The 18,078-nt window shown below is 53.1% G+C and carries 16 protein-coding genes and 1 tRNA gene; 14 read left to right on the forward strand and 3 right to left on the reverse strand.

All coding sequences use genetic code 11. The features are described from left to right. Window positions 1-22: 22 nt before the first annotated feature. A complete protein-coding gene (locus ACXAIA_RS07680) occupies window positions 23-2,263 on the forward strand; it encodes a TRAP transporter permease (RefSeq protein ID WP_475348829.1) in 2,241 nt (746 codons plus the stop codon). 77 nt (window positions 2,264-2,340) lie between these two features. Here the strand turns inward: ACXAIA_RS07680 and ACXAIA_RS07685 are convergent, their stop codons facing one another. Both ACXAIA_RS07685 and ACXAIA_RS07690 read right to left on the reverse strand, forming a co-directional pair. Beyond that, complete coding sequence (locus ACXAIA_RS07685; RefSeq protein WP_475348830.1) at window positions 2,341-2,679, reverse strand: zinc ribbon domain-containing protein YjdM; 339 nt, start codon at window positions 2,677-2,679, stop codon at window positions 2,341-2,343. Between the two features lie 108 nt (window positions 2,680-2,787). Further along, window positions 2,788-2,877 (reverse strand) — tRNA-Ser (locus tag ACXAIA_RS07690). Between the two features lie 148 nt (window positions 2,878-3,025). Between ACXAIA_RS07690 and ACXAIA_RS07695 the strand changes: the two genes are divergently transcribed. From ACXAIA_RS07695 to ACXAIA_RS07735, 9 genes are all read left to right on the forward strand, one after another. Continuing rightward, window positions 3,026-3,865 carry a YdcF family protein gene (locus ACXAIA_RS07695; RefSeq protein WP_475348831.1) on the forward strand — a complete coding sequence of 280 codons (840 nt, stop codon included), beginning with the start codon at window positions 3,026-3,028 and terminating at the stop codon, window positions 3,863-3,865. A gap of 22 nt (window positions 3,866-3,887) precedes the next feature. Further along, the gene (locus ACXAIA_RS07700; protein ID WP_475348832.1) at window positions 3,888-4,892 is read left to right on the forward strand and encodes a lytic murein transglycosylase; all 1,005 of its coding nucleotides are present in this window, start codon (window positions 3,888-3,890) and stop codon (window positions 4,890-4,892) included. A 70-nt stretch (window positions 4,893-4,962) separates the two neighbouring features. Then, a complete protein-coding gene (locus tag ACXAIA_RS07705; RefSeq protein ID WP_475348833.1) occupies window positions 4,963-6,006 on the forward strand; it encodes a septal ring lytic transglycosylase RlpA family protein in 1,044 nt (347 codons plus the stop codon). A gap of 142 nt (window positions 6,007-6,148) precedes the next feature. Further along, the gene (locus ACXAIA_RS07710; protein WP_475348834.1) at window positions 6,149-7,327 is read left to right on the forward strand and encodes a D-alanyl-D-alanine carboxypeptidase family protein; all 1,179 of its coding nucleotides are present in this window, start codon (window positions 6,149-6,151) and stop codon (window positions 7,325-7,327) included. Then, window positions 7,324-7,980, forward strand: a complete 657-nt coding sequence (gene tmk / locus ACXAIA_RS07715) for a dTMP kinase (protein WP_475348835.1) — start codon at window positions 7,324-7,326, stop codon at window positions 7,978-7,980. Before ACXAIA_RS07710 ends, tmk begins: the two co-directional genes overlap by 4 nt. 4 nt (window positions 7,981-7,984) lie before the next feature. Continuing rightward, on the forward strand, window positions 7,985-9,091 hold the full coding sequence (locus ACXAIA_RS07720; RefSeq protein WP_475348836.1) for a DNA polymerase III subunit delta': 1,107 nt from the start codon (window positions 7,985-7,987) through the stop codon (window positions 9,089-9,091). 86 nt (window positions 9,092-9,177) lie between these two features. Then, window positions 9,178-10,743, forward strand: a complete 1,566-nt coding sequence (gene metG / locus ACXAIA_RS07725) for a methionine--tRNA ligase (RefSeq protein ID WP_475348837.1) — start codon at window positions 9,178-9,180, stop codon at window positions 10,741-10,743. Continuing rightward, window positions 10,740-11,552 carry a TatD family hydrolase gene (locus ACXAIA_RS07730; protein WP_475348838.1) on the forward strand — a complete coding sequence of 271 codons (813 nt, stop codon included), beginning with the start codon at window positions 10,740-10,742 and terminating at the stop codon, window positions 11,550-11,552. Before metG ends, ACXAIA_RS07730 begins: the two co-directional genes overlap by 4 nt. A gap of 2 nt (window positions 11,553-11,554) precedes the next feature. After that, window positions 11,555-12,328, forward strand: a complete 774-nt coding sequence (locus ACXAIA_RS07735) for an MBL fold metallo-hydrolase (RefSeq protein WP_475348839.1) — start codon at window positions 11,555-11,557, stop codon at window positions 12,326-12,328. Window positions 12,329-12,710: 382 nt separating this feature from the next. On the opposite strand, the gene ACXAIA_RS07740 is transcribed toward ACXAIA_RS07735, so the two are convergent. After that, on the reverse strand, window positions 12,711-13,541 hold the full coding sequence (locus ACXAIA_RS07740) for an amidohydrolase family protein (protein ID WP_475348840.1): 831 nt from the start codon (window positions 13,539-13,541) through the stop codon (window positions 12,711-12,713). A 236-nt stretch (window positions 13,542-13,777) separates the two neighbouring features. Between ACXAIA_RS07740 and ACXAIA_RS07745 the strand changes: the two genes are divergently transcribed. The 4 genes from ACXAIA_RS07745 to ACXAIA_RS07760 all read left to right on the forward strand — a co-directional run bounded on the left by ACXAIA_RS07745 (window position 13,778) and on the right by ACXAIA_RS07760 (window position 18,070). Continuing rightward, entirely contained in the window at window positions 13,778-15,103 is a 1,326-nt protein-coding gene (locus ACXAIA_RS07745) for an ABC transporter substrate-binding protein (protein WP_475348841.1), read from the forward strand. Window positions 15,104-15,213: 110 nt separating this feature from the next. Further along, complete coding sequence (locus ACXAIA_RS07750; protein ID WP_475346008.1) at window positions 15,214-16,110, forward strand: carbohydrate ABC transporter permease; 897 nt, start codon at window positions 15,214-15,216, stop codon at window positions 16,108-16,110. 3 nt (window positions 16,111-16,113) lie between these two features. Further along, window positions 16,114-16,980, forward strand: a complete 867-nt coding sequence (locus ACXAIA_RS07755) for a carbohydrate ABC transporter permease (RefSeq protein ID WP_475348842.1) — start codon at window positions 16,114-16,116, stop codon at window positions 16,978-16,980. A gap of 4 nt (window positions 16,981-16,984) precedes the next feature. Continuing rightward, on the forward strand, window positions 16,985-18,070 hold the full coding sequence (locus ACXAIA_RS07760) for an ABC transporter ATP-binding protein (protein WP_475348843.1): 1,086 nt from the start codon (window positions 16,985-16,987) through the stop codon (window positions 18,068-18,070). Window positions 18,071-18,078: the final 8 nt, after the last annotated feature.

An 18,078-nucleotide genomic window follows, 5' to 3' on the forward strand; every position in this document is an offset into this window, starting at 1 on the left:
TTGCGTGAGTGCGGGGGAATAGATGTCAGACAAAAGCCAGGTGGAAGACGAACACCTCATTGCCGATGGTGTGGACGAAGAACCGGTCGAACATAATCGTCGATTGTTTGAGGGTAAGGCACTGACCTTCATTACGATCTCTGCGGCGATTTATGCGGCGTTTCATATGCTCGCGCTCAATGGTGTTTCTCTGTCCGGCATGACGGGTGGCATTGTCAATTTGCCATTCTTGCCGGATTTCCCGCTTGAAACCTGGAATTTCCGCATTGTCCACGTCGCCGGCGCACTGGCACTTGGTTTCCTGTGGTATTCCGCCAACAGCTTTAGTGACACCCCGGGCACCTCAACGCCGTTATTAGGCTATCTGTCCTATGTCCTTTTGGTGCCGGCCTTCATGGCAACGGGCATGGCCATCAGCTTCGCATTCGACATCCAGAACGGCGTGATGTGGAACGGCATTGATGCCACCATCAAGTTCAATGAAACCTGGATGTTCGGAACACCGCTTCTGATCGCAACGGTTGGCGGGATCGTTCTGTCCTGGTTCCATAAGACATCGCGCGACAGATATTCCGCACCAGATTTTGTTTTGTGTGTCTGTGGCGTTGCTGTTGCCGTCTATCTGATTACGATTTACGGCACCCTGATGCGCAACTCGACCGGTACACCGTTTGCACCGATTGGGATCTCGATCGCAGCTGTTGCCGGCACCTTGTTGATCATGGAACTGACACGCCGCGTTGCCGGTCTGGCACTCGTCATTATTGCGACGATCTTCTTGGTTTACGTCTTCGTTGGTGAGTTCCTCCCGGGCTTCCTGCAGTCACCATCGATCACCTGGCAGCGCTTCTTTAGCCAAGTCTATACCGACGCCGGAATTCTTGGCCCGACGACGGCAGTATCGTCGACCTACATCATTCTCTTCATCATTTTCGCGGCCTTCCTGCAGGCCTCCAAGGTTGGCGACTATTTCGTGAACTTTGCATTTTCGGTTGCCGGTCGGGCCCGTGGTGGTCCGGCAAAGGTTGCCATCTTTGCATCCGGTCTGATGGGGATGATCAATGGCACCTCGGCGGGTAACGTGGTTGCCACCGGGTCGCTGACCATTCCGCTGATGAAAAAGGTTGGCTATCACAAGAAGACCGCTGGCGCGATTGAGGCGGCGGCTTCGACCGGCGGCCAGATTATGCCGCCGATCATGGGGGCAGGTGCCTTCATCATGGCCGAGATCACCGGTATTCCTTATACCGACATCGCCATTGCGGCCATCATCCCTGCCATCCTCTATTTCGTATCGATCTATTTCATGGTTGATTTCGAGGCTGCCAAGCTTGGCATGCGCGGCATGCGTGATGACGAATTGCCGCGCTTTGACGCCATGGTCAAAAAGGTCTTCCTGTTCCTGCCGATCATCATTTTGATCATTGCGCTGTTCCTCGGATACTCCGTGATCAGGGCAGGGACGCTTGCCACGGTGGCAGCTGTGGTTGTTAGTTGGCTGACACCAAACCGCGTTGGTGTGCGGGCTGTTGCCAAGGCCTTTGAGCTTGCCGGTGGCATGTCGATTCAGATCATCGCGGTCTGTGCGTGCGCTGGTATCATCGTCGGGGTGATTGCACTTACGGGTGTTGGTGCACGTTTCTCGAACCTGCTGCTTGGTCTGGCCGAAGCCTCCCAACTTCTGGCACTGGTCTTCGCCATGCTGATTGCCATCTTGCTCGGCATGGGCATGCCAACAACCGCAGCTTATGCCGTGGCGGCATCTGTGGTTGCGCCGGGCTTGATTGAGCTTGGAATTGAACCACTTACGGCACACTTCTTCGTGTTTTACTTCGCCGTGGTGTCGGCAATCACCCCGCCGGTGGCATTGGCATCCTACGCGGCTGCGGGGATATCGGGCGCCAACCCGATGGAAACATCTGTTGCGTCGTTCAAGATCGGTATTGCCGCCTTCATCGTGCCCTTCATGTTCTTCTATAACTCATCCATTCTGATGGATGGCACTTACCTTCAGATTGGTCAGGCTCTGGTAACCGCTGTCGTTGGCGTCTTCCTGCTGTCATCAGGCGTACAAGGCTGGTTCCTTGGAAGCAGTGCTGTCTGGTTCCTGCGCATTCTGTTGATCATTGCCGCCCTGTTCATGATTTCGGGTGGCCTGATTACCGATCTCATCGGGGTCGGAATGGCTATCGGCACACTGTTCATTCAGCGTGTCCTAAAACCAAAACCGGGATCGACCCTCCGAAGTGGCGGGGCGGATTAAAACGAGCGACCTGAAAACAAGAAAAGCGCACCAAATTTGGTGCGCTTTTTCTTTCGGGTTGGTTGTTAAAAGATCGCTTATTCAGAAACCTTCTTAACGAACTCCGATTTTAGTCCCATCTGGCCGATGCCGGGGATCTTGCAGTCGATATCGTGGTCGCCATCAACAAGGCGGATGCCTTTGACCTTGGTGCCGACTTTAACAACAGATGATGATCCCTTGACCTTGAGGTCCTTGATCACCGAAACGGTATCGCCGTCCGCAAGCGGCGTACCATTGGAATCACGAACGACATTTGCATCTGTTTGCGCCGCCGTCAGTGACCATTCATGGGCACATTCCGGGCAAATCAACAGTTCGCCATCTTCATAGGTATAAGGGGATTCACATTTGGGGCAGGGTGGCAGTTCGCTCATATCAATGACCTTTCGACGATTGTGACGTCACGGCAGATACGGCTAGGCAGCTAGCAAGGAACATCGCCTTGCGTTTGCTGAACTGGTTCTGCTCTGTCCTGGATAAAGTGGCGGAGAGGGTGGGATTCGAACCCACGGTACCCGTAAAGGCACGGCGGTTTTCAAGACCGCTGCATTCAACCGCTCTGCCACCTCTCCGCAAAACCGGTTGGAGCATATTACGCTCTGGGCGCTTTCAATAAATTGGGGAGGATGACCTGTCAATAGGGCAATCCAATATTGCAGCGAATGCTGGTGATTTATCTTGATTTCAGTATGGTAAGCACATTGCGCAAACCAATTCTTTTTGGAATTTCCAGACGTGTTCTACTTTCTGTCAAAAACACTTAGCATTCTGATCAATACCGCTTTCATGCATGGTCTCTTGCTCGCAATTTTGTTTGGCCTTTTGATCCTCAAACGAACCCGCAGGTTCGCGATAGGTGGATTGATTTTTGTGACAGGGGCGTCGTTGCTGATTACGGTGATTCCGGTTGGCACAATCTTGTCGAGCACTTTGGAAACACGGTTTGAGAAACCAGACCTCGCGGAAATGGAATTTGCTGGTGCAGTAACGCTGGCAGGCAGCCTTGATCCTTCAAGTTATCTAAAACGCGGTGAAATGCATGTTGGCGCGTCGGCAGATCGTCTGTTTGCCATGCTGCGCGTCGCAAGCCTGTATCCAGACAAACCCATGCTGTTTACCGGCGGAGATGGCAACCTGACAGAGCGTGGGTTTAGTGAAGCCGCTGTGCTTGAAAACTGGCTAGACGATTCGGGTCTTAAGACACCGAACATGTATTTTGAGGCGCAATCACGTAACACGCATGAGAACGCCACGAAATCCCTTGAAATGGTGTATCGCGACTGGCCTGAACTTGCTCGAAAGCCTTGGGTTCTTATTACTTCCGCACAACATATGCCGCGCGCTGTCGGGGCGTTCCGTCAGGCCGGCTGGAATGTCATCCCGTATCCGGTCGACAGATTCACCTCAGATGAGCTCCATTTAGCAAGTCTTAACGTCTCAGGGGGTATCAAATCCCTTGGCCGTGGTTTGCGTGAATGGGTTGGTTTGACCGCCTATTACTGGACCGGTCGAACAGATGCGTGGTTCCCTGGGCCGCAAGCACCCGGGGCTGAAAACTGATACATGATTGGATGAGGCTTAGATGAAATTCTGGAAACTGCTTACCGCCGCCTCCGTCGTTGCCGTTATGGCGGCACATGCACCGGCCTTTGCACAGACCGATGAGGAACTTCCAGAATTCACCACCGAAGGGTTCGACGAATGGCTCGTTGAGTTCAAAAAGGAAGCCGCCAGCAAGGGCATTTCAGAGGTAACCCTTGATGTTGCCTTTGCTGACACCCAACCGATCCCCAAGGTGATCGAATATGATCGCAGTCAGCCGGAATTCAAGCTGACATTTGAGCAGTACCTTGATCGCGTTGTGCCGCAGTCGCGTGTGAACGAAGGCCGTCGAAAATACGCCGAAAACCGCGCAGTTATTGACGCCGCGGCCAAGAAGTACGGGGTTCCGGGCCACTACCTGACCGCGTTCTGGGGCATTGAAACCGGGTTCGGGCGATTTACCGGCGGCTATTCGGTGGTTGATTCCTTGGCCACATTGGCGTTCGAAGGCCGTCGTGCCGAGTATTTCCGTAAAGAGCTGATAAACGCCTTGACCATCATTGATGCAGGCCATATCGCGCCGGAAAACATGTCGGGCTCCTGGGCGGGGGCCATGGGGCAGGCGCAGTTCATGCCATCTACCTTCCTGAACTATGCCCGGGATGGGAATGGCGATGGCAAGATTGATCTGTGGGGCGCAAAGGAAGATGTGTTCGCCTCGGCTGCGAACTACTTGTCTTCTGTTGGCTGGCACGCGGATGAACGTTGGGGCCGGAAGATTTCCCTGCCGGAAAACTTCGATATGGAGCTTGAAGGCCGCGATATCCGCAAGCCGATTGCCGAATGGCAAGAGCTCGGTGTGCGCATGCCCAACGGGTCTGACTTGCCTGTTGCCGACATGCAAGCATCAATTGTCATCGTAAATGACGGTGAAGGTCCAGCATATATGGTTTATAACAACTTCCATACCATCATGCATTGGAACCGCTCGACATACTTTGCGATTGCAGTTGGTACACTGGCTGACGCAATTGCGGGCCGTTAAAATACAATCCGAAGAACGGATTTAAAACTGAACGAGCATGGACAGAGCATCTACAAGCGGGGACACCTTGATGCCCAAACCACGAAAAAGTGCCTTGGCACATCTGCGATCCAAAGGCCGTTTTGCGATGACGGCCGCAGCCCTTGGCATTTTACTGGCAGGGTGTGCAGAAACGCAGCTTGCAGTCCATGGCGTCAAACGACTTGGCGGACAATCGCAACCGGCACAGGTCGGGAACTACAAGATTGGCAACCCCTATGAGATTGCCGGTCAGTGGTATTATCCGGCCGTCGACTACGAATATACTGAAACCGGTATTGCTTCTTGGTACGGCCCCAAATTTCACGGCAAGAAAACCGCCAATGGTGAGATTTTTGATCAGTACGAGGTTTCCGCGGCCCATCGCACCTTGCCACTACCGAGCATCGTTCGCGTAACCAACCTTGAGAACGGCAAGTCCATCAAAGTCCGGGTCAATGACCGCGGTCCGTTCGCCCATGGCCGTATCATTGATATGTCCCGCCGTGCGGCCCAGCTGCTTGGGTTTGAGCGCAAAGGTACGGCCAAGGTCATGGTTGAAGTGATCGAGGCCGACAGCCGTCAGATCGCAGCCATTGCGCAGGGCAAGGCAGCCCCGAAAGTAACCGTTGCTGAACAAAACACGGTAAGTGCTGCCCCGCGCGATGTTGTCGAAACCGTACGTCTGGATGACGAACCAATCACCGACAGTGGAGAGCCCACGACGTCCCGGATCAAGCTGACACCGCCATCATCAAGCACGAGTGTCGAAAGTGCACCGCTCGATGGCGTGGTTGAGGAAGCCGCGGTTGTTGAAGTTACGCCGGTCACATCGTCCTCAATCTATGTTCAGGCCGGCGCGTTTTCGATCTATGACAATGCGCTGAACTTGCGCAATCGTCTCTATGACCTTGGCCCCAGCAAGATCGAACCGATTGATATCAAGGGCACGACCTTCTACCGTGTCCGCCTTGGCCCGCTGGAAACCGTTCCCGAAGCGGACATCCTTCTGGAACGTGTGATTGCCACAGGCCAGAACGGCGCGAAAGTTGTTGTCGAATGCGCTGATGGCGGTTCCGCTGCATCTGGATGTTGATCAAAAAAAGCTGGTTATGCTACCGCTTTAACGCACTGAGCATGCGGTGTTGCACAATTCTGCCGAATTTGCGACATAAGCAAAATAGCGGATACACCGGGTCCCGGTGGTTAGAGAATTTATTTAACAGGGTTTGAATGCCATGACTTTTATGCCGCCAGTTCCGTTCAAAAACACTCTGAACCGGGTAGTGGCCGGGGCCTTTATTCTTGGTTCCGTCATGGCAATGTCGAAGACTTCCGCAAGCGCACAGGCAATCGAGACCAATGCGCGCGAAGCCTTCATTATGGATTTTGATACCGGGGCCGTGCTGCTCAACAAGGAAGGGGACACCCTGACCGAGCCCGCCTCTATGACCAAAATGATGACCGTCCATATGCTGTTCAAGTATATCAGGGATGGTCGGGTTTCTCTGGACGATACCTTCCACGTCAGCGAAAAGGCATGGCGCAAGGGCGGCTCGAAAATGTTTGTCGAGGTGAACTCCAACGTTTCCGTTTCCGATCTTTTGCACGGGATTATCGTCCAGTCGGGCAATGACGCTGCCATTGTGGTCGCCGAAGGTCTTGGCGGTTCTGAAGAAGCCTTTGCCCAGGCAATGACCGAAGAAGCCCGCGCAATCGGCATGACCAAGTCGGTCTTTAAAAACGCCACAGGCTGGCCGGCAGAAGGCCACCTTGTAACCGTCCACGACCTTGCAATCCTGGCTCAGGACACCATTCGCAATTTCCCGGACCTCTATGAGCTCTATTCCGTCAAGGAATTCACCTATAACGGCATCCGTCAGCCGAACCGTAACCCGCTTTTGGGCACCAGTGCGGGCGTCGATGGCCTCAAAACTGGCCACACCGAAGCCGCCGGCTACGGCCTGACGGCCTCGGCCGAACGTGATGGTCGTCGTCTTATTCTTGTCGTCAACGGATTGGGCTCTGTTCGTGAACGCCGCACTGAATCCCAGAAACTCCTTGATTGGGGATTCCGCGAATTTGACAACTACGACCTGTTTGCCGAGGGTGAAACCGTAAGCTCTGCCAATGTTTGGCTTGGCTCGGAAACCAAGGTTGATCTGGTTGCCGACAAGGAAGTTCTTCTGACCTTGCCGCGCACAGCAAGCCGCGACATGAAGGTCTCTGTCGTCTACGAAGGCCCAATCCCGGCACCAATCAGTCAGGGTGATCAGATTGCAACGCTCAAGGTCGAAGTTCCTGATCAGGATGCAATCGAATTCCCGCTTTATGCAGCCCATGATGTCGGGCGCCTCGGCTTTGTTGGCCGCATTGGTGCTGCGATCAAATATCTTCTCTGGGGGGCAAACGGGTGACATCGAAGCCCAGTTTGTTCATCAGTTTTGAGGGCGGGGAAGGCAGCGGTAAGTCCACCCAGATACGTGCCCTGGAAAAGTGGTTTCGGGATCAGGGCAAGGACGTTGTTGTTACCCGCGAACCCGGCGGATCGCCGGGTGCCGAGGAAATCCGAAATCTTCTTCTGACTGGTGATCCCAGCCGTTGGGATGCCGTTACCGAAGCGCTTTTGATGTTTGCCTCGCGCCGCGATCATGTTGAACGGACCATTCGTCCGGCCCTTGAGGACGGCAAGGTTGTTCTTTGTGACCGTTTTGCCGACTCATCAGTAGCCTATCAGGGCTATGGCCATGGACTTGGTGCGAACTACATTCGCAATCTCTGGAAGCTGGCGATTGGTGATTTCAAACCTGACCTGACCCTGATCTTTGACCTGCCGATCGAGCTTGGCCTTGAACGCGCCGGTGCACGGTTTGCCAATGTCAGCGCAGCCGAGGATCGTTTTGAACGCATGGGGCTGGATTTTCATCAGCGTCTGCGCGATGGGTTCCGAGAAATTGCATCCGATGAATCGGACCGCTGTGTCGTCATTGACACCAGTGGTGAGATCGAGGCAGTTAGTGAACGCGTAATTACAGCCGTTCGGGACCGAATTGCAGGGCAGGGGGCCTGAACGCATGGCCAAGGACGACCTTCCCGGAGAAGAAAATCCGTTTGAACCCCGCCGCAACGATGCGCTTCTTGGTCATGAAGAGGCCGAGAAAGCCATTCTTGATGCCTGGAACAGCAAACGCATGCATCATGCGTGGTTGTTATGCGGCCCCAAAGGGGTCGGAAAAGCCACACTGGCCTATCGCATGGCGCGCTTTATTCTCTCTGGCGGCGGCGAGAATGGTGGTGCAGGACTGTTTGGCGATCAGGGTGATGGCCTTTACGTCGATCCCGAGGATCCGGTTGCACGACGTATTGCCGGTGGCGGTCACGGCGATCTCAAGGTTATAGAACGCCTCTATGATGACAAGAAAAAGCGTCTTCAGGGAGAAATCACGGTCGCCAATGTGCGTACCGTTGGCAACTTCATGTCCAAAACCTCGGCAGAGGGCGGCTGGCGGATCGTCATTGTCGATGCAGCAGATGAGTTGAACCGCAACGCCGCCAACGCGATCCTCAAGGTTCTCGAAGAACCGCCGTCAAACGCCATGATGATCCTGGTTGCCCATCACCCGGGGCGCTTGTTGCCAACCATACGCTCGCGCTGTCGGCGTCTTAATCTTGCGCCGCTTGACGATCATCAGGTTGTCGATCTTCTGGGACGCTATTGTCCTGAGATGGATCTTGGCGCCCGGGACGCACTGTCCGGTCTGGCAGAGGGCAGCATTGGACGCGCACTTCAGCTTCATGATGTCGGCGGGCTTGAGCTTTATACCGAGCTTGTCAATATCATCGCCGCACTTCCCAAGGCCGATGTCGCGGCCCAACACAAGTTTGCGGAGCGTTTTTCGCCGGCAGACAAGGATGCCGCCTTTGCCACCATCACCGAACTTCTGCATTGGTGGCTTGCGCGCATGATCCGCTTTGCCGCCACAGGGCAGGCGCCGCGAGAGGTCATTGAGGGTGAATTGCCCGCCATGCAACGCATGGCCGCCGCGCAACCGCTTGATCAATGGCTGGAGGTATGGGAAAAGATCAACGAACTGATGGGCGCGACCCGCGGTTTGCATCTTGATCGCAAGCAGGCCTTGCTGAATGCATTCTTCATGCTTGAAGAAACCATGCGAACCTGACATCACTGCCCACACACCGAAATTTTGACCATCACGGCACATTTCGGGCCGTTTTGTTTCACGACTTGCGCGAAGGATTTGCGACCATGACCGGGCACAAACAGCCCTATTACATCACGACACCGATCTATTACGTCAATGACAAGCCCCATATCGGCCATGCCTATACCACGCTTGCCTGTGACGTTCTGGCCCGCTTCAAGCGCCTGGACGGTTATGACGTGATGTTCCTGACCGGGACCGATGAACATGGTCAGAAGGTAGATAAATCGGCTGCGGCCAAGGGCATCGATCCGCAAACCTTTACCGATCAGGTCTCGCAAAACTTCCGCGATCTGGCCGTTCACATGAACTATTCCAACGATGACTTCATCCGCACCACGGAAGAACGTCACAAGAAAGCCTGTCAGGCACTTTGGAATACGCTGCTTGAAAAGGGCGAGATTTATCTTGGCTCCTATGATGGCTGGTACTCGGTCCGTGACGAGGCGTTTTACGCCGAAAAGGAACTGATCGAAAAAGACGGTGAAAAGCTTGCCCCGACCGGCGCACCGGTCGAGTGGGTGTCAGAGCCGAGCTATTTCTTTAAGCTCTCTGCCTGGGGTGATCGGCTTCTGGAATTCTATGAACAGAATCCGGACTTCATCGCACCACAGTCACGCCGCAACGAAGTGATCAGCTTTGTGAAGGGCGGCATGCATGATCTTTCGGTTTCACGCACCAGCTTCAAATGGGGTGTTCCCGTACCGGGCGACGAAGAGCACGTCATGTATGTCTGGCTTGATGCGCTGACCAACTATCTGACCGCCATCGGATATCCCGACGCGGACCCGGCCAAGCTTGAGAAATACTGGCCGGCAAACCTTCATATGGTTGGCAAGGATATCTTGCGTTTCCACGCGGTCTATTGGCCGGCCTTCCTCCTGGCTGCGGGCATTCAGCCGCCAAAACGCGTCTTTGCCCATGGCTGGTGGACCAACGAAGGTCAGAAAATCTCCAAATCGATCGGCAACGTCATTGATCCCTATGATTTGACGGAAAAATATGGCCTGGATCAGACGCGTTATTTCCTGATGCGCGAAGTGCCGTTTGGCAATGATGGCGATTTCGCCCATCGCGCCATGGTCAACCGCATGAACAGCGAACTGGCCAATGACCTTGGCAATATGTGCCAGCGTGTTCTCTCCATGATCCATAAGAACTGCAACGCGGCGGTACCGACGCCGGGCGCGTTCACCGATGCGGACAAGGAAATCCTCGCCAAGGCGCATGGAATGCTTGAAACCGTGCGCCCGCTATTTGACGAACAGGCCTTTAACAAGGGGCTTGAAGCGATTTGGAGCCTTGTTGGCGATGCCAACCGCTATGTCGATGAAATGGCGCCCTGGGGCCTGAAGAAGACCGATCCCGCACGGATGGAGACGGTTCTCTATGTTCTGGCCGAAGTCATTCGCCATGTTGGTATCCTCGTGCAGCCGATCATGCCGGACTCAGCATCCAAGATCCTGGATCTTCTGGTTTTGGGCGATGATCAGCGTGGCTTTGATGCCCTTGGCCCGGAAAACGCTCTGAAACCGGGTTCGGAAATCCCCAAACCGGCCGGTGTGTTCCCGCGCTATGTCGAGACCGAAGACGAAGGAGAGAAGGCATGAATGTCGCCCTTGTCGACAGCCACTGCCATCTGGACTACCCGCAATTCTCCGACGATTTGAGCGGTACCATCGCGCGCGCCAAAAATGCCGGTGTCGGCATGATGGTCAGCATCGGTGTCAAGCTTACGACATTCGAGAATGTTCGTGCGGTTGCCGAGCAGGCCGACCATATCTATTGCACGATTGGCGTTCATCCGCATGAAGCGGGCGAGGAGGGGCTTTCAAGCCCCGATGCCCTGATTGCAAAGGCATCTGATCCGAAAGTCATCGGTATTGGCGAAAGCGGCCTTGATTACTTCTATGACAACGCCCCGCGCGATGCGCAGCAGGAAAGCTTCCGCGCGCATATCGCAGCTTGCCGTGAAACCGGTTTACCCTTGATCGTGCATACGCGTGACGCGGACGATGACACGATGGATATTCTCGAAGAAGAGTATGAAAAGGGGCCATTTACCGGCGTTATTCATTGCTTTTCGAGTTCAGCCATGCTCGCTCAGAGGGCACTTAAGATCGGGTTCTATATTTCCTGCTCGGGCATCATTACCTTTAATTCGGCCAAGGAAATCCGCGCAGCGCTTGAGGATGTGCCGCTGGATCGTTTGTTAGTGGAAACAGATGCACCGTATCTTGCACCCGTGCCAAAACGCGGCAAACCGAACGAGCCAAGCTATGTCGCCCATACTGCGGCCAAACTGGCGGAAATCAAGGGTGTAACTGTCGAAGAAATCACCCGGATCACGACAGATAACTTCTTTAAACTGTTCACCAAGGCAGATCGCAAAAATCTGCTGGCGCTGGGAGCAGAGTAAAAGTGACAAAAGTAACCATCCTTGGCTGCGGCTCCTCAAACGGTGTGCCATCGGTTGGCCTTGGATGGGGCAAGTGTGACCCGGATAACCCAAAAAACCGGCGCTTGCGCAGCTCGATCCTGATCGAGGAGGCGGGCAAAAAGATCCTTGTCGACGTCACGCCGGATTTTCGCCAACAGGCACTAACGCACAACATCAACCATGTTGATGCGATCCTGTTTACCCATTCGCATGCCGATCATGTCCATGGCATTGATGATGTACGCTGGCTGAATGTCGCGATGGAACGTCCGATCGATATCTATGCCAACGCGCAGACGATCTCTGACATTGATCATCGTTTCAATTATGTCTTCACGCCGCTGCCTGACGGCGTTGAGTTCTATTTCAAGCCCGTTTTGATCCCGCATGTCATCACAGGACCGATCAAGCCAGCAGGGGTGCCGATCACGGTATTCTCCCAGGACCACGGTTATGGCGAGACGCTTGGCTTTAAAATAGGGAAGTTTGCCTATTCAACCGATGTGGTGGAATTCCCTGAAGATTCCAAAGAGCATCTCTATGATCTGGATGTCTGGGTGGTGGATTGTTTGCGCCATCGTCCGCACAACACACATGCACATCTGGAAAAGATTCTGGCTTGGGTTGAAGAATACAAACCCAAGCAGGTCTACATGACCCACATGAGTATCCAGTTCGACTACGCACAGGCGATGGCCGATACGCCAGATCACGTCTCACCGGCCTATGACGGCCTAGTTATTGAGGTGAATTAACCTCGAAAGACGTCAGAGGTGAGGTCCAGATAAGATCCCTAACACCACAAATAGTGCTATTTCGGGTTCTGTTGCTATTGATTTTGGGCGCGTTGATAGTGAAGAAGTGTAAGCCATAGGCTCACTTCTTCACTATCAACGTGCAATTATCCTATCCAATTCGTGTTGCCTTTTAAATTTTCCCAAATTGTTGCGTTGAGCTATCTGCTCTAACCTTTGAAATATCAAAAAATGCTCTCGATTTAAGTGAGAATTTGACCATGGAGCAGGCATTTTACCCTGTTGCTGGGTTGATTTGTAAAACGAGACAAAGTGGCACGCCTTTGGTCCCAATAATAATAGATACGACACTTAAATGCGCATATTTGGAGGTCTCAAAGAACTATAGGGACCAAATTCGCTTTGCGTTCTCTGACGCGAAAGCCGCCCTTTCCGAGTTTGATGTCCCTTCGATCAGTGCTTGCGTTGTTGCCATCCATTGATCAAGCGATGAATTCAGCGTGCATACCGGGCTGTCAGACCCCCACACAACACGGTTCCAGCCGAAACACTCTATAATATGCTCGAAGTAAGGGCGTAGGGTATCGATAGTCCAGTCTGGCTTTGCATAGGCAGAGATACCTGAGATCTTCACATTCACGTTTGGACGTTCCGATAGTGTCGTAATTGAGCGTTCCCAATCATTAAAGCCATCTCCTGCGATGTCTGGAACGCCACAATGATCCAGTACAAAAACGGTATCCGGGCAGGCATCAACAAGTTCGCATGCCAAAGGAAGCTGACGTTGTAGAACGCAGATATCGAATGGCAGCCCGATGTTGCCAATCTTGCGCACATTTTCCCGGAACAAGTTGCTTTGTGACAACTCGTCGGGAACAACATGCAATACGCGCCGAATGCCTTTCACAATCGCAAGATCAAGGCTTTCAAGAAACGCTTCGCAGTCCTTCGATTCCGGTCTAGCCGAGGAAACCGCGCCTTGCAGCAAACTGTTTGGCTTGGTCACAAGCTCACCAATGAACACGTTTTCAGTTGCAATATCATTTGGTGCACAGTCCACTTCCATGTGGAGCACACCCTCTATGCCGATGCGTTTGGCTGTTGCTTCATAGTCCTCAAACGTCCAGTCGCGATCCAGTGCAGGTACGTCTTTAAGCCAAGGGTAGGTAATCCGGTCGCGGGCAACAAGGTGCAAATGTGTGTCAATGAACATAACGTTTCCTTATTTCGCTGGACATTCTCCGAAACGCCCGAGGTGAACGTGCGGAATAATGTCATGGCAATCGTAGTTTTTTTTCAGCATTAGGGCGATTTCTTATGGAGTTCACCTTGACTCACCATAGAAGTCAAGTTTACATATAAAATATGCTTCCGAATATGAAAGTCTCATCAAGAATGACCTCGGAAGTGAAACTCGGTCCGGAGGACCGTTTCCTAGGGAGGAATAGAATGAAAACGTTATTATGCGGTGCGTCCCGTGCCGCGATTGCAACTGCATCAATTGCCGCAACAGTTTCCGCATTCGGCGCCGCGCAGGCGACTGAGTTTGATGGTGTTACAATCGAAGCCAAGTTGATCGGTGGTCAGCAATACGAAGCACTGTATGCCCGAATTCCGGAATGGGAAGCAGCAACCGGTGCCAAAGTAAATGTCATCTCAAAAAAGAACCATTTCGAGTTGGACAAGGAGTTCAAATCCGACATCGCAGCTGGAACGACCAGTTGGTGCGTTGGTTCGAACCATTCATCCTTTGCGTCGCAATATCCAACCCTGTACACGGATTTATCCGACTTGATCGCAGCAGATGTGGTTGCGGAATTCGTCCAGGCCAACATCAAAGCGGCAACTTTTGACGGCAAACTCGTGATGCTGCCGCGTGCACAGTTCGATGTGTCGGCGCTTTACTATCAGAAAGATCTTTACGAAGACGCAGAGAAGGCAAAAGCCTTCGAAGCCAAGTTCGGATATCCGCTCGCGGTGCCGGATACCTGGTCCGAAGTCAAAGATCAGGCGATGTTCTTTGCCGATCCACCAAACTTCTATGGCACCCAGTATGCCGGCAAGGATGAAGCGATTGTCGGTCGCTATTACGAAATGGTCGTTGCCGAAGGTGGCAAACTGTTTAACGACGATTTCTCGCCAGCCTTCAATTCAGAAGAAGGCAAACGCGCTCTGCAGTGGTTTGTTGACCTTTACAACGCCAAAGCCGTTCCCGCCGGTACGACCAATTATCTTTGGGATGACCTCGGCAATGGCTTCGCATCAGGCACGATTGCCCTAAATCTGGATTGGCCGGGCTGGGCCGGGTTCTTTAACGATCCGGAAGCATCGAAAGTTGCAGGCAACGTTGGTGTTGCACCGGCACCAAAAGGTTCAGTAGGTGCCCGCACTGGCTGGTCTGGCTTCCATGGTTTTTCCGTCACGCAGGATTGCGAGAACAAGGAAGCGGCAGCATCACTGGTCGACTTCCTGACGAATGAAGAAAGCCAAAAGGTCGAAAGCGCAGCAGGCCCATTGCCAAGCCGGACTGCCGTTTGGGATTATGTCTCGGAGCAGGCAAAGGATGATCCGTATCGTAGTGACGTTCTTGCTGCGTTCAAGGAGACTGCTGCCACGGCCTTTGCAGTCCCACCAACACCGCTTTGGATCGAAGCCACAAACCTTATTTATCCAGAACTTCAGGCCGCTATTTTGGCTGACAAGACGGTCGATGAAGCACTTGAAGATGCTTCGGATGCTGTTAACGACTTAATGCTGGAAGAGGGCGTCTATTAAGACATCCTGAGATCTGGATGGTGCGATCCGTAGGATTGCATCATCCAACTTCCCCAATAAACAGGCTGAAATGCATGGAACTGTTCCATGCCGATCCACGGGACATTCTGATGAAGCGTTTAAAGCTCCCGCCATGGTTGGTTCTTTTGATGCCAGCCATAATTATTCTATCGGCTGTTGTGCTGATTCCACTGCTTTTGTCATTGTATTCAAGTTTCACATCCTATCGCCTGACCCGGCCAGGTAGCCTGTTTAACTGGATCGGGACATTCAATTATGAAAAGGCCGTAACCGACGCAAAATTCTGGGCGGCATTTGGCCGGACAGTTTTGCTGCTGGCGGTTGCCTTGAATCTGGAGATGCTTTTTGGCCTCGGCCTGGCATTGATGATTTCAAAAGTCACACGTGGTCAACGCGCACTGCGGACCATGATGATGTTCCCGATGATGTTCTCGCCGATCCTGGTCGGCTTTCAGTTCAAGTTCATCTTTAATGACAATGTCGGCTTGGTAAACAATGCCTTGCAGTCGCTTGGTATTACTGACACCGCCATACCCTGGCTGGTCGATGGCAAGCTTGCTATGTTCTCAATCATTTTTGCCGAAGTCTGGACCTCTACATCGGTGTTCGGGATCCTCATTTTGGCTGGGCTTTATGCCATTCCGCGTGATCCGTTGGAAGCCGCCAAGGTCGATGGTTGCACGCCGTTCCAGTCGTTCCGTTTTGTAACGCTGCCATTTCTGATGCCTTTCATTTACATCGCAATGGCCATCCGGTCACTGGATGTCGCGCGTGCCTATGACATTGTACAGATCATGACCAATGGGGGACCTGCGCGGCGCACCGAACTGCTTTGGACGCTGATTGGTCGAACGGGATATGTCGATGCCCGCATGGGATATGCCAACGCGATGGGATATGTCTCAATCTTTCTGGCGATCTTCTTCACCATCTATTTCTTCAAAAAACTACAAAGCGCTCGCAAAGAGCTCGGAATGGGGGTGTAAGTCATGATTGGCAATATCAATCATCGTGCACGCCGTATTGCCCTTAAATGGTCGCACACTGTTGGCCTTTTCTGCGCCATGATGGTGCTGTGTGTTCCTGGGCTCTGGATCGTACTAAATTCATTCCGTCCAACCGTGGAGATCATGGCAAAACCGCCGGTCTGGGTCCCCAATGATCTTAATCTTGATCATTACCGGGCCATGTTTGGCGGGATCGGCGAGGGCAGCGTGCCCGTGCTGACCTATTTCACCAACTCATTGATCATTTCGGTGACCTCGACAGTGATTGCCATCCTGATCGGCATGGCCGGCGGGTACGCATTTGCGCGATACAAATTCAAGTTCAAGGGTGGTATTTTTGTTGGCCTGATGGTGACCCGTGCTGTGCCAGGCGTGGCACTCTCACTGCCATTGTTCATCCTGTTCGCCCGTATCGGCATTATTGATACCCATATCGGGATGATCCTGGCCTACGTGGCCCTGAATGTACCGTTCACGGTGTGGTTGATTGACGGGTTCTTCCGCCAGGTTCCACCGGAGCTGGCCGAAGCTGCCGAAATTGATGGTTGCACCCGTTGGCAAGCCTTTTGGCGAGTTGAGTTCCCGGTGGCCCGATCCGGGATCGCATCGGCCGGCATCTTTGCCTTCCTGACATCATGGAATGAATATGCTTTGGCGGCACAGTTAACCCGTTCAACTACATCTAAAACCATGCCTGTCGGGCTTCTCGATTTTACGTCTGAATTCACCCTGAATTGGGGTGGGATGTGTGCGCTTGCGGTTTTGATGATTATTCCCGCGCTTATCCTCACATTCCTCGTGCAGAAACACCTCATTGCCGGCCTTACATTTGGCGGCGTGAAAGGATAATAGAATGGCTCAGGTCCATCTTCGCGACGTCGTCAAAAAATACGGCCCGCTTGAAGTTGTTCACTCTATCAATCTCGACATTGTCGACGGCGAATTTGTCGTTCTTGTTGGTCCGTCCGGATGTGGTAAATCCACAACGCTGCGCATGGTTGCCGGCCTTGAAGGCATCTCAGACGGCGAGGTTGTTATTGGCGATCAGGTTGTAAATGATTTGCCGCCGCGTGAACGAAACATCTCCATGGTGTTCCAGAACTACGCGCTTTATCCGCATATGACCGTCCGAGAAAATCTTGGATTCTCGCTGAAAATCGCCAAGCATTCTCAAGCGGATATCGACAAGGCAGTGGATGAAGCTGCCCAGATATTATCCCTGACACCGTTGCTGGAGCGCAAGCCTGGTGCATTGTCTGGCGGCCAACGTCAGCGCGTCGCAATGGGGCGCGCGATTGTGCGTCATCCCGAAGTATTTCTGTTTGATGAACCGCTTTCCAACCTTGATGCCAAACTGCGCACCCAGATGCGCGTCGAGATCAAGAAACTTCATCAGAAACTGAAGTCGACGATCATCTATGTCACTCATGACCAGGTTGAAGCCATGACCTTGGCTGACCGCATTGTGATCATGCGTGACGGCCATATCGAACAGGTTGGTACACCTCTTGAAGTCTTCGAAAACCCGGTAAATACTTTTGTCGGGACGTTTATTGGCTCTCCGCCAATGAACTTGTTGGACGGCATCATCAAAGATGATGCGATCACATTCCAAGACGGCAGTAGTCTGGCCATCCCACCCGGATATGATCTTCAGGAAGGTCAGGCAGTAACCTTTGGGGTGCGTGCAGACAACATCATGCCGGTCGGCCACGCCTTACCAAGCGGAGATCACATGGCCGAGGTCGAGATGACTGTTGAGCTGACCGAGCCGCTCGGTACGGAAACTCTTCTATTTGCATCACTCGCAGGTACAGAGATCCAGGCTAAAATGCTTAATCCGCGCCCGGTTCAAAGTGGCGAGCGCATGATCTTCCAGGTCATGCTCGACAAGTGCCACCTGTTTAACGCCGAAACTGGCGCGACGCTTCGGAAGTGAGATTGATC

Source organism: Thalassospira sp. ABL2_045 (assembly GCF_056161285.1).